The organism is Paenibacillus anaericanus (assembly GCF_003994475.1).
Taxonomy (GTDB): Bacteria; Bacillota; Bacilli; order Paenibacillales; family Paenibacillaceae; genus Fontibacillus; species Fontibacillus anaericanus.
The window spans coordinates 1-12818 of the sequence record NZ_RZNY01000059.1 but is presented as its reverse complement, the minus strand read 5'-3'; the positions used below and the strand labels follow the sequence as shown (position 1 = coordinate 12818).

At 46.8% G+C, this 12818-nt stretch carries 9 protein-coding genes; 3 read left to right on the top strand and 6 right to left on the bottom strand.

Going from position 1 to position 12818, the window contains the following annotated elements; translation table 11 throughout:
* Positions 1–70 precede the first annotated feature (70 nt).
* Positions 71–637 (bottom strand): hypothetical protein, encoded by a 567-nt coding sequence (locus tag EJP82_RS27205; RefSeq protein WP_127195216.1) that lies wholly within the window; start codon positions 635–637, stop codon positions 71–73.
* Positions 638–1169: 532 nt separating this feature from the next.
* Here EJP82_RS27205 and brnQ point away from each other — a divergent pair.
* Complete coding sequence (gene brnQ, locus EJP82_RS27200; protein ID WP_127195215.1) at positions 1170–2510, top strand: branched-chain amino acid transport system II carrier protein; 1341 nt, start codon at positions 1170–1172, stop codon at positions 2508–2510.
* A 267-nt stretch (positions 2511–2777) separates the two neighbouring features.
* Here brnQ and EJP82_RS27195 read toward each other — a convergent pair whose 3' ends face one another.
* From EJP82_RS27195 to EJP82_RS27180, 4 genes are all read right to left on the bottom strand, one after another.
* Entirely contained in the window at positions 2778–5228 is a 2451-nt protein-coding gene (locus tag EJP82_RS27195) for a glycoside hydrolase family 31 protein (RefSeq protein ID WP_127195214.1), read from the bottom strand.
* Between the two features lie 90 nt (positions 5229–5318).
* Positions 5319–6617 carry an ABC transporter substrate-binding protein gene (locus tag EJP82_RS27190; RefSeq protein WP_127195213.1) on the bottom strand — a complete coding sequence of 433 codons (1299 nt, stop codon included), beginning with the start codon at positions 6615–6617 and terminating at the stop codon, positions 5319–5321.
* 129 nt (positions 6618–6746) lie between these two features.
* The gene (locus tag EJP82_RS27185; protein WP_425464375.1) at positions 6747–7532 is read right to left on the bottom strand and encodes a carbohydrate ABC transporter permease; all 786 of its coding nucleotides are present in this window, start codon (positions 7530–7532) and stop codon (positions 6747–6749) included.
* A 50-nt stretch (positions 7533–7582) separates the two neighbouring features.
* Positions 7583–8464 carry a carbohydrate ABC transporter permease gene (locus EJP82_RS27180; protein ID WP_127195211.1) on the bottom strand — a complete coding sequence of 294 codons (882 nt, stop codon included), beginning with the start codon at positions 8462–8464 and terminating at the stop codon, positions 7583–7585.
* 136 nt (positions 8465–8600) lie between these two features.
* Between EJP82_RS27180 and EJP82_RS27175 the strand changes: the two genes are divergently transcribed.
* Positions 8601–10352 carry a cache domain-containing sensor histidine kinase gene (locus EJP82_RS27175; RefSeq protein ID WP_127195217.1) on the top strand — a complete coding sequence of 584 codons (1752 nt, stop codon included), beginning with the start codon at positions 8601–8603 and terminating at the stop codon, positions 10350–10352.
* The gene (locus tag EJP82_RS27170; RefSeq protein WP_127195210.1) at positions 10349–11962 is read left to right on the top strand and encodes a response regulator transcription factor; all 1614 of its coding nucleotides are present in this window, start codon (positions 10349–10351) and stop codon (positions 11960–11962) included. The genes EJP82_RS27175 and EJP82_RS27170 overlap by 4 nt, the downstream gene beginning before the upstream one ends.
* A 191-nt stretch (positions 11963–12153) precedes the next feature.
* On the opposite strand, the gene EJP82_RS27165 is transcribed toward EJP82_RS27170, so the two are convergent.
* Entirely contained in the window at positions 12154–12723 is a 570-nt protein-coding gene (locus EJP82_RS27165) for a YdeI/OmpD-associated family protein (RefSeq protein ID WP_127195209.1), read from the bottom strand.
* Positions 12724–12818: the final 95 nt, after the last annotated feature.

The window sequence follows — 12818 nt, the reverse complement described above, 5'->3', positions numbered from 1 at the left end:
GGCTCTTTTTCAGAACTGTCTACAAATAAGGTCACAGTTCAACCTTCCAAAAGGGCTGTTCCTCTTGCGGTTACGGTGATTCGCCTGTCGTGGCAGCTGGCGTCATTAAGCCTTGAACGGCGCCGACAAACGGGCGGATTGACTTGATCATGCCGTACCCCATCTTCATGACCGGGAGAAACCGTTGAATCATGCCGAACAGCCGTATGCCGCCGCCCAACGCACCTCCGAGCGATCCTGTTGCAGCGCCGCCAAGCCCGCCAAGCCCACCTAATCCCCCGAACAGCGAACCTATCATCGGTAGCAAGGCCGATACCTGGGCGTCCGGCTTATGGGAGCGGGGACGGACCGAAGACTTGCGCGATCGGGAACGGATGGATGGCTTGCGCGAGCCGCTTCGACGACTGCCGGATCGGCTGCCCGAGGCACGGGAGCCGGCTCTGTCCTGCATAGACCGCCGGGAGTTTTGCTTCCCGGATGAGGTGCTCGGCTGAGCTCCGGCGCTAGCCAGCGTCAAGACGCTACTGTTGACATCGGTAATGTAGCCGACGTAGGTCTTTCCGCTGTGCAGAGTAATGCATACCGGTCGACCTTGCAGCTGCTTGGCCCGTGCGAACACCTCTTTGGATTGTGCCATTGAAGTTCACCTCGCCTCACTGGTTTTAGTTCATTGTACGCCAGGGGCGGGCTGCCTGCTTGTGCGAATGCAGGATGAGCACAAGCCCTCTTCCAAGCCCTCTTCGCTGCTCCAACGTCTATTCCAGGGGCCCTGTGCGTAAAACCACTCTCCCAATCAGCGCCATTTCTTCTAACGTGCTAACTTTAACCGCCATATGGGGCGGTTTTTACGTGCATCGTCTGAATTTCACCATTACTTGTGATAAGGTTCCCCGTAACATTCCTACGGCGAAACTTTCTAGCATTTGCATCTCTGCAAAACTCCATAGCGGCATTCCTCTCATCGGGGGACCCTAACAGATACCAGTCTCTGTCATTGGATTCTTCCTCCTTTTACCCTATAATAGAGTTGTCGAATATTGTCGAATTATTAGATTAATACTAATCAAATATCAACATTAAGCTACTTCCATGAAGAGATCTTATTCACATTATCTATCTTTTTTATGTGTAAATAATAAAATGAATTTTAGATACAGGAGAGACATCTTATGCAACGCATTCCTTTTAGTAACACTTTGACAATCGGATTCATGCTTTTTGCCTTGTTCTTCGGAGCAGGAAATCTCGTATTCCCCGCGATGATGGGTCAGAACGCAGGTGATCAGTATTGGCAAGCCAATTTGGGCTTCCTGATCACGGGCGTCGGCCTGCCCCTGCTTGGAACGTTGGCGCTCGGGTTTTCCGGCTCGAAAAATTTGCTCGCATTGATTAATCGCGTGCATCCTTGGTTTGCCTTCGGCTTCACAACTTTGCTTTACTTAACGATCGGACCGTTGTTTGCCATGCCGAGAACCGGTAGCGTTTCGTACGAAATCGCTGTTAAGCCATATATCGAAGCGGAGCATGGTCCGCTAGCAATGGCGGTCTTCACTGTATTATTTTTTGGGGTGACCTTGCTCCTTTCCATTAACCCCGCAAAAACGGTTAATATCATAGGAAAGATACTAACGCCTATTTTGATCGCCTGCATCTCATTGTTGGCCATAACTTCCTTTGTGGCACCCCTGGGTGAGCCTCAAAAACCAGAATCCGGTTATGCCTCCCAAGCCTTCTTTAAAGGATTTCAAGAGGGGTATTTGACGATGGATGCGCTCGCGGCATTGGTATTCGGCATTATCGTCATAAACGCTATTCGTGAGAAAGGGGTCTACGAACGTAAAAGCATTCTGAAAGTCTGCTTCCAAGCATCCTTGATTGCAGCGGCAATGCTCGCCGTTATTTACACATCCCTGACTTATATCGGAGCAAGTAGCGTATCCACCTTCGGTATTCTGGCCAATGGTGGCGAGGTGCTGAACCTAGTGACTAGCCAATACTTCGGCACGTTCGGAGGATTTGTACTCGGAATCATTGTGCTGCTTGCCTGCCTGACGACAAGCATCGGCCTGACCACCGCTTGTAGCAGCTATTTTCAAAAGATCATTCCAGGCATCTCGTATAAAAGTTTCTGCGTCGTCTTGAGTGCTATCAGCGCCCTACTTGCCAATATCGGTCTAGAGCAATTAATCCACTTTTCCGTGCCTGTTCTGACGATACTGTACCCACTAGCTATCGTGATCATCTTACTCACATTCTTTCATGATTTGTTCAAAGGTAAGCGCCCCGTATACGGGGTTAGCTTATTGCTGACTTTTCTCGTCAGTCTGGTCGACGGTCTTAAAGATACGCCGCTAAATATTGAGCTACTCCATGACTGGTTTACTCAGTACTTACCTTTGTATAGTTTCGGATTGGGCTGGCTTATTCCAGCTTGTGTGGGATTGCTGATTGGACTTCTGCTGCCGGAACGACAAAAGGGACAACAATCTTCTAGACTTTTGGAAGACTGATGATTCGGCTAAGCCGCTTCTCCTAACAGAGAGGCGGCTTTAGCTTTATCCAATATCACTAATTTGTTTCATCTAAGCACTGGTACGGCTCACCTTATAAGTCGATCACACAATAATCACACTCAGATTTCGCCCTACTTGTGATACGGCTCTCCGTACCATAAATAGGGCGAAATTTAAAAGGCACTCATCTGAGTGCCTTAATGGGGGGGCTGATTTGGTGTATAAGAAACGGATTGCAATGTTATAACAAAACGATTAGTCTAGTTACGCGGTCGAGACTACAAGCTTATCACCCACAGCTTGATCGGACACTTGAATCAGAAGCTCGTCAGTAGACGGGTTATGCGTCCACCCTTCCGCTCCGGCAACTAGCTGTTCTGCCGTAAGGCGTTGCAACCCCTCTACACGACCGACTGTAAAGTCAGGGCGACGGAATGAGAACTGAAGCAGCTTGCGCTCAGGTTTAAATCCTCTTGCTTCATTATATCTCCATTGAATCTCGACAGTTCCCGCACCTCCAACCACATTCAAAGATAGCTCGGAGTACCCCCCCTGACGATAGTCGAAACTGACGCCATCATCTTCATATAATGTATAAGCGGATTCGAAACCTGTTGATGCAGAAGCTCCATAAATGTGGAACGTTATCGACTCATCCGATGCGTCATCTGCGCTTTGTTTAAGCGGCCCCTCGGCAATGATCGCCCCTGCCCGAATGTACATCGGCATAATTTCCAGCGGTGCATGCGCTAGAATAGGTCGGCCTCCAACAAGTGCCTCACCAGTCCAGTAGTCTATCCATGTTCCGGCAGGTAAATAGACGGAGCGGTGATCAGTATCCGGACGATAGACAGGCGCGATCAAGATATTTTCCCCGAGCAGAAACTGATCGCACAAGTTAGTCACGTTCGGATCAGACGGGTATTCCAGCAGCAGAGGACGAACAATCGGCAAGCCATCAGTCGCCGCACCGCGAAACAATTGATACAAGTGTGGCATAAAGCGATAGCGTAGCCCGATGTAGTTGCGTACAATTTCCTCGGTCTTTTCACCGAACGACCATGGCTCCTGACGAATGGTTCCGATAGCGGAATGGTTTCGGCAATAGGGGAAGAATGCGCCCATCTGCGTCCAACGAGCTAACAATTCTCCCGTGGCATTGTGTCCGAAACCGCCGATATCCGGACCGGCGAACGGAATACCGGACAATCCCATATTGAGAACCATCGGCATCGCGAGCGCCATATGCTCCCAGAAGCTGCGGTTATCGCCTGTCCACACTGCAGCATAACGCTGAATCCCAGCATAGCCGGCACGCGTAAGAACAAATGGCCGTTGCCCGTCTAATTGACGGCTAAGTCCTTCATAAGTTGCCTTTGACATCAACATTCCATACAGGTTGTGCAGCTCTTCATGGGTCTGTGGCTTGCCATTATTCCCGTGCATCGCGTCGAGATCCATCGTCTTGCTCTCGTTGAACAAAGCCGGCTCGTTCATATCGTTCCATATACCTTGAATACCAAGCTCTGTATAATAACGATGCTGCTCCCCCCACCATTCCGATGTGCGATCCTCCGTGAAATCCGGGAAAGCACTTATGCCCGGCCATACTTCTCCAAGGAAGATATCTCCTTCCAATTTCTTAATGAAGTGATTCTCCCGAACACCCTCTTGATATACTGTATATTTCGGGTCCTTCTTCACACCCGGATCGACAATAGGGATAATTCGAATGCCAAGTGACTTTAACTCCTCCATCATCCCCTCAGGATCAGGGAACCGAACCGGATCGAAGGTAAATACGCGATACTCGTCCATATAATGAATATCCAAATAGATGACATCGCATGGGATTTGTTTCGTACGGAATGTCCGGGCTAGCTCAAGAACCTCTTGCTGATTCATATAGCTATAACGAGATTGGTGATACCCGATTGCCCATTTCGGAGGAAGGTCAATCCGTCCGGTCAACGCCGTATACCTAGAAACAACATCCTTTAACCCAGGACCATTAATAAAGTAAATATCATATGCTCCTGTAGCACAGGAAATCGAGAAGGTCGTTTCCGCTGAACGCATATCGAAATCCGACCGACCAGGGTTATCGAGGAATAATCCGTAGCTCCGCTCTTCAAACATATGAATTAATAGTGGAATCGATTGATAGATAGCTTCAATCTCAGGTACATGCGGAGCATAGACATCCGTATTCCAGTTCGTATAGCGCTCTCCTCGTTTGTCCAAAAAACCGGTCTTCTCGCCAAAGCCGTAGAAGTGGGATTCCGCTGGCATATCATAATCAGCACTATGCTCTCCGCGCGCATTCCAGCCTACCGGATTCTGCCGCGCGATCAAATGGCCTTCATGATCCTCGATCGATAAGCTGCAGTTGCTCTTGTCTACAATCAGCCGAATCGTTGTCGTAGCGAAGATGAATTGACTCTCGTTCTCCAAAGTCTTAACTTCTACCTCGCTTACTTGAGGTAATACTCCAACTGTCGTGGAGAGATCCACGTCAGCTCCCTGGTATATTTTAATCCGGAACACATCGTCAGTTAGAAATACAATTGCTGCATTCCCCTTGTCTCCATAGCAAATGTAAGTATTGCCAACTCCAATATTCTCTACCGTCTTAAAGAACCCTATGTGTTTACGTAATGCTTGTTCATCTGATAGCCCGAATTTATCCGGGCGTATCGCTACGCTTCCTTCCATTTCTGTTACCTCCGTATCATTATGAAAAAGGCGTCTACCGAGTCCCTCAGAGACAACCTCTTTCATGTTTTCTATGTTGAGTATGACTCTTTACTTCGTTTTTAAGCTATCCCATGCTTTTTGTAATTGTTCAAGCAACTCGTTCGGATCGGATTTGCCCGCAACATAGGCTTGGATTTGGCTTCCGAATTCATTCATACCACCATCAGGGAACTTGTTGAAGTTCCAACTTAGCGCTTTACCCGCTTGACTGTATTTCACAACTTCAGCACCTAGATCACCTAAGTCCTCACTCGTCGCTTCGATGTTCTTAAAGGCAGGAATGAATTTAAATTCCTTTGCAATATACTTCTTGCCGGCATCCGAAGAGACAAGCCAGTTCAAGAATTCTTTCGCTTCTGCTTTTACAGCAGAGTTCTTATTCACTACCCAGTTATTCGGAACGCCAACGTACAATTTATCATTAGCTTCCGCATCTTCATTAATTGGCATTGGCAAGAGGCCAATATTCAAATCCGGGTTAATGCCATCGATTTGGACTTGTGTCCAGTTCCCTTGTTGCGTCATCGCAGCTTCACCATTAGCGAACATCGTCATTTCGGTATTATAGTCAGTCGTCAGCGGATTCTTGTTCCCGTATTTCAACGTCAAATCAACCAGCTTAGTCCACTCTAAGAAGCTTGCGTTGCCTGGAATTTTCTCCGTACCCTCATTCAGCCCTTTAACGAAGGCGTCCGGGTCATTCTGGTGCGCGAACGCAACGTTTACGGTGTGGTTTCCAAGGATCCACAGTTCTTGATATCCATTCGCAAATGGGGTTACGCCGATTGCTTCCAACTTCTTCGCTGCTTCTTCCAGTTGGGACAGTGTTGTTGGAGTTTCCGTAATCCCAGCTTTAGTGAATAGATCTTTGTTATACACAAATCCATAACCTTCGAGGTTCATTGGTTGACCGTATATTTTACCGTCTTTCGTCATTGGCTCTTTCGCTACGTCAACGGCATCAGCGACCCATGGCTGATCGGACAAATCTTCGAGTCTATCAAACCATGTCTCCAGATCTCTGTAACCGCCGTTATTGAAGATATCCGGTTCTTCGCCGGAAGCGAATTTCGCTTTTAACGCCGCGCCGTAATCCGAGCCGCCGCCTACTGTCTTAATATCTAGCTTGATGCCTGGATGCGTGCTCTCGTACTCTGCTTTAAGTCTGTTCAGCGCTTCAGCAATCTCGACTTTAAATTGGAAGATCTTGATCGTCTTCGTTTCCCCTGTACTGCCAGTCTCTGCATTGTTACCTTTGTTGTTCTCAGCTTCTTTCGATCCGCAAGCGGATAAAATAAGTGAGAATGCGAGCATCATCACTAGTGTAAACTTGGTATACCTTTTCATAGTAGAGCCTCCCTATTGATCTGTTTTTTTGTAATTATCTGAAATCGCTTACACATCTATTGTAGTTAGTCTAAATCCGCTATTGTAGGCAGGATATTGATCAAACAGGTAGACGAATGTGATCTCATCTCAACCCTTTACAGCGCCTGCAGTAATGCCTTCAATGATGTATCTTTGCATAAATAAGAAGAAGATAATGATCGGTAGAACTCCCATGACAAGGGCCGGTAGAGCTAGATCCCACTGCTTTGTATATTGCCCGAAGAAAGCAAATGTAGCAATCGGAATCGTACTAAGATGATCCGACTGCAGAATGAGCGACGGCAACAAATAATCGTTCCAAATCCAAAGCGTGTTAAGGATGAAGACCGTTACGAGCATTGGTTTCAAGAGTGGGAATACCACGCGATAGAATACGCCATAAACATTCGAGCCATCGACCGTTGCCGCTTCCTCAATCTCAAGCGGAATAGACTTAACGAATCCATGAAACAAGAAGACGGACATCGGTACACCGAATCCCAGATAACAGATAATCAATCCTGGGATACTGTCCATAAGCCCCAACTTACTCGTCACCTTCACAAGTGGAATCATGATCGATTGAAACGGGACGACCATCGCGGCTACGAATATAACGTACAGTAAACGGTTGAATCGGCTGTTATTCCGCACCATGTAATACGCGGCCATTGCGCAAATGATAACTAACAACACATTGCTACCGACCGTAATGAGAAGGGAATTCCCAAGCGCGGTGGGAAAATTAGTGATATCGAAAGCGCGGGCGTAGTTGCCCCATTCAATGGTTTTCGGTAGAGAGGCTGCGCTTGTGAGTAGATCCCCAAAGGTTTTCACCGAATTCACGAACAGAAAGTAGAAAGGGACCAGAAAAAGGATTCCCAGCAAGATCATGATGATTTCCGTCACGATCGTTCCAACGCGATATTGTTTCTTGATGTCCACTAGGCTTCAACCTCCTTGCTCTTCGTAAACTTCACTTGAAGGCTCGTAACGATAGCCACGATTACGAAGAAAATGATCGCTTTCGCCGTTCCCAGACCATATCTGTTCTTCGAGAAGGCTTCATTATAGATGTTCATCGCAACCGATTCGGTAGAGCCGAAAGGTCCGCCCTTGGTGAGGGACAAGTTCAGATCAAACATCTTGAACGACCAGGAGATAGCTAGGAACAGACAGACTGTGGCGGCTGGCATGATAAGCGGAATAATGATCGAGCGCAACACCTGCATTCGGCTAGCACCGTCAATTTCAGCAGCCTCTAGAATATCTTTGGGCACATTATTGAGGGACGAGATATAGATCACCATCAGATAACCGGCCGTCTGCCAGACGAAGACGATGACAATCGCCCAAAAGGCCGTATTCTCCGTTCCTAGCCAAGGGAGATTAAAGAAAGATATCCCCGTTGAACTGCCGAGTGCGGAGAAGCCTTTGACGAAAATAAACTGCCAGATAAAACCGAGCAACAATCCACCAATTACGTTCGGCATGAAGAAAATAGTTCGTAATAAGTTTCGGGTCTTGAGCGGTTTCGTTAGAAAATACGCCAAGAAGAAGCCCGCTACGTTCGTAATCACGACGCCAAGAACAGTAAACCTGGCCGTAAACCAGAACGAGTCGCGAAACGAGCTATCTTCCATAAAAATTTGCTTATAATTATCGAATCCGACTCCCGCCGCCTTACCCGATACCCCGTCCCAATTCGTAAAGGAATAATATAATCCCAATACGAATGGGATTGCGATAATCAGGATGAAGAATAGGATAGCTGGACCCACGAACACAATCTGGTTCGTAAGTCGTGAAGTTTTTTTGCGATTCATCCTGTTTTCCCCCCTTGCCCATTTTGTTTTTTTGCTTATAATAAATATACTTGTAAGCGTATCAACAAAAAACGGACGATTTTGAACCAGTAGGAGCACGATATTGATATCTATACGCCAAAGACTGATCAAATTTATGCTAATCATTACGATTATTCCATTAGTCCTTTCCTTGGTCATTACGCTAATCCATACCCGCGAATCCGTTAAGGAGCAGTCCATAAACGAGAATACCCGGCTTATTTTTCAAGGGAAAACCAATCTCGTCAATTATCTGAACAACATTAGCCGCGCCTCTATCATTGTCTACTCGGACCCGCATTTCCTTAATAATTTATCAAAGAGCACGGACGACTACCAAGCCATTGCCGAGATCTATACGACGCTGCAGAATCTGCAAGGGTCGCTCCCGGACATCCAGCAGGTGTACTTGCATTCCCGTCAGACGAATCAGTCTACGCTTATTACGAACAGCATTCCAAGTCGGGGATATCGTGATGCCCCTTATGAAAGCACGCTCAAATACGACACATCGACAACAAGCATCGAGCCGCCGCATCCGGCTCATAGCTATGGGTTCCCACCATCCCCGAACGATTATACGGACAGACAGGTGTTTACTTTCTATCGTCCGATTGTACGCATTCCATCCTCAACTCAGCTAGCGATTATGGCTATCGACGTGAATCTGGACAGTATCGTGGCGATCTGTAACCAGCTCTACGAGGCTGATGATGAACAACTGTACCTGTTGAATGAAGACGGAATCGTCATCTATAGCGGGATCCCCGAAGAGATCGGCAAACCGCTCGCGAGCGGCGATATCACTATCCGAGCAACGAATGATCATACGGGATACGCGGATGGTGACAACGCGATACAAGTGTATGAGAAGCTTGATGTTCCCTTTGCAGACTGGACATTAGTTAAGCAGATTCCCCATAGCGTTCTCTACCGCAAATCGACTGAGTTGATCACGATTAACGCTATCATTGCCGCACTTGCGCTTCTTGCGGTTATTTTAGGCACACTATTCATTTCCTTCCGAATTACGAAACCCATTAAGCAGCTCGCAAGCTACATGAACCAAATTCAGACAGGGAACTTGGATATCGATATCGAGGTCAACAGCCAGGATGAGATTGGCTTTCTGTCGCGGAGATTCCGCCAAATGATGGATACGATCAACAATCTGATCCTGCGTAAATACAAGCTGGAATTAGCAAACAAGAACAATCAGCTTCGGGCTTTGCAAGCGCAGATCGATCCGCACTTCCTATATAACACCCTGCAATCGATCGGTACGGTGGCGCTCCAGCATGACGGAGTTCGCGTCTACAGCCTTCTCACTTCTCTCTCGGATATGATGCGTTACAAAATGCGTAGTGACGAAACGATGGTAACCCTGCAGGAGGAGATAGACCATCTCAAGCTCTACCTGGATTTGCAAAAAGAACGATTCGACGAGCAGTTTGATTTCACATGGGATCTGGATCCGAATAGCTTGTCCGCGACGCTGCCGAAAATGACGTTGCAGCCGCTAATCGAGAACTATTTCAAGCATGGACTGAACCCGAAGCTCGGTAAGGGGCAACTGTCGATACGCAGCCGAGTTACTTCTTCGAAACGGCTCGTTATCGAGATCGAGAATAATGGGACTTCCATTCCGGAGCATGAGCTCCGGCAATTGCAGGAAGAGTTGGCTACGCTGAAAGAGGAGAATGAAGAAACTGGTATTCAGAAGCACGCCTCAATCGGCATGTATAATGTGCTTATGCGACTGCAGCTAAACTCCATGGACACGGCCAGCCTCATCATTGAGAACGTAGAACCACACGGCGTGAAAATCACCATAGAATACACTTGGGAATGGAGTGATCCAGCATGAAAGTATTAATCGTGGACGATGAAAAGCATGTACGCAATGCCATTAATCTGCTTGCAGATTGGACAAGGTACGGCATTACCGAAATATTGCAAGCATCGGACGGCGAAGATGCGGTAGCCCTCATTCAGGAACAAGCACCGCAGATTGTCCTTACCGATATGCGAATGCCCCGCAAAGACGGAGCGGAGCTGTTAACATGGTTACATACTTATACGCCGGACATTAAAGTCATTGTCATTAGTGGATATGACGACTTTGAATTGGTTCGGCATGCGGTTCGCAATGGCGGGATGGACTACATCTTGAAACCCGTTAAGGCCGATGCCTTAAACGAAGCCTTGGACAAAGCATCAGCGTGCTGGCGCAAAGAGGAGGACGGTCGGCAACGGTTCACGCAGAAGAGCATCGAAGTAAACGAAATGAAACCGCACTATGCGGATAAACTGTTGACCAATTTCATTTCGGGACATGGCCGCAGAGAACTTCTCAATCAACTGCGCGAAGAATTCAAGTTTCCTTTATCCCTTTCTTCCTGCTCTGTTGCCGTGCTCTCCGTTTCGCAGTTCGACCGCAAGCTGCTCGCCAAGTTCAGCAGTCAAGTTCAACTGATTTTCTTTACGCTGTGCAATATATGCAATGAAATATTGAAGATGAAGGGAATCTCCTTCCGCCATCTGAACAGCCCAGGACAAATCGTCATCCTATTCTGGGATGAGCGAGGTTCGTTCAGTTCCATGCTAGAGGAAATCAATAAGGGGATCTACATGACGCTGCATCGTCATGTTCATTTCGGTATCTCCATGAAACGGGCATTTCCGGATGACTTGCCGCGAGCCTATTTCGAAGCTTCTAAAGCTTTATGGAACCGCAATCTGCTAGATTCCAAGCAACAGCATCTTTTCCTTGAAGAGGGAAGTCCATCGATCCCCCCTATCCACCTTACTGCAATAGAAGAGCAACTTCGCCTCACTGCTCTTAGCGGTAGCCGTGAGAAGATCGAAGACTTCACCAAACAGTGGTTAGATGGCGTAAAACAGACTGGATCAGTTACACCGGAGCAGCTCATTCAATGGAATAAAGAATGGGATTGGATGCAGATACGTTGGATTGAAGGTGATCATGAGGCGGAGGGAATTCTCGAGGAGAACGAAGAACCCTATGCAGAGTTGTCCATACGTTTGCCCTTAACAGAAGAGGGACTGCTCGCTTGGGATGATCTTAGAGTCGAGATCGAACACCGTTTGGGAGTAGTCTCCAAGCATCTCATCCAGCAACATTCCAAAGATCAGTTCTTTATTCTTGACATTGCGAAGTACATCGAATCCCATTACCAAGAGGAGATATCACTTCAGGATATCGCGGCGCGCTTCTTCTTAAGCCGGGAATATATTGCGCGTAAGTTCAAGCAAGAATACGGAGTCACTTTGCTCGACTATCTAAGTCGGATACGGATCGATAAAGCTAAGCTCCTACTACATAATCCCCATCTTCGGATTGCGCAGGTGTCGGAGATGGTCGGTTACCATGACGAGAAATATTTCAGCCGGGTGTTCAAGAAACTGGAAGGGATCAATCCCGGAGAATATCGTAAAGAGCAGACGATGGGGTAGGAGTTACTAGTACCACCTCTTTGAAGAGCGACAACCAAATAGATAACAAGCGCTAAAACATCAGAAGACCCCGTGAGGGGTCTTTCACTTTTTTCGGAGAGAATGGGAAAGTTGAAAATGACTCATAGTGGGTATTGTTACAGACTCAAATTGAAATGCAATCGTGGGACTGATCACACGACCAGGAGATATTAATAATCTAGGAGACGTCCATTATCGTTCCATTGACCGTACATTTTATTTTCTCTCGTGTTTGTTATGAATTTGTCTAATCTGCTCTTAAACAATTCTGGCTGATTCTTATTGCATTGTATCGTGTCGATCCGAACTCTTGTATAAAGATCTGGAAATGCCATGAAATTTTCATATACATGCTTTTCCTCTTTTAGCCTTTGCTCTATAACTCTATCTATTCTGAAAGCATCGTGATCCATATCAGGAAGGACCATTCTTCCTTCGTCTCTCATGAACCCCAACTTTTCGAGGCGGCGGACACGTTCTTTATTTAATTCAGTCCATGAACTTCTTATGCTTCTAGGAGATAGTCTCTGAGCCAACTCCGTATCAGAAATTTTCTTTTTGACTCCATCGATCCAACCAAAGCACAAAGCTTCCTCGACCGCGTCCAAATATAACAACATGTCAGGGGTGGGCTTCATACTAACCAAGACCCAGCAAGACTTTTCAGTCTTACATTTGTTCTGCAGCCAAGTCCTTAAATCTTCTCTCGATTTTACTGGAATTAATTTTTCAATTTCCATAGATAAAATACATTATCCTTTCTAAAAGGAATATAAAAAAATGGCCTTTAATTACGAGGCCACTGAAAAAGTCCATATTATATAAAAAGCATAAT

Coding starts and splice junctions, on each gene's coding strand:
- EJP82_RS27165 (WP_127195209.1), bottom strand. CDS start 12,723: ATGGAAATTGAAAAATTAATTCCAGTAAAATCGAGAGAAGATTTAAGG.
- EJP82_RS27185 (WP_425464375.1), bottom strand. CDS start 7,532: ATGATCTTGCTGGGAATCCTTTTTCTGGTCCCTTTCTACTTTCTGTTC.
- EJP82_RS27170 (WP_127195210.1), top strand. CDS start 10,349: ATGAAAGTATTAATCGTGGACGATGAAAAGCATGTACGCAATGCCATT.
- brnQ (WP_127195215.1), top strand. CDS start 1,170: ATGCAACGCATTCCTTTTAGTAACACTTTGACAATCGGATTCATGCTT.
- EJP82_RS27190 (WP_127195213.1), bottom strand. CDS start 6,617: ATGAAAAGGTATACCAAGTTTACACTAGTGATGATGCTCGCATTCTCA.
- EJP82_RS27180 (WP_127195211.1), bottom strand. CDS start 8,464: ATGAATCGCAAAAAAACTTCACGACTTACGAACCAGATTGTGTTCGTG.
- EJP82_RS27205 (WP_127195216.1), bottom strand. CDS start 637: ATGGCACAATCCAAAGAGGTGTTCGCACGGGCCAAGCAGCTGCAAGGT.
- EJP82_RS27195 (WP_127195214.1), bottom strand. CDS start 5,228: ATGGAAGGAAGCGTAGCGATACGCCCGGATAAATTCGGGCTATCAGAT.
- EJP82_RS27175 (WP_127195217.1), top strand. CDS start 8,601: ATGCTAATCATTACGATTATTCCATTAGTCCTTTCCTTGGTCATTACG.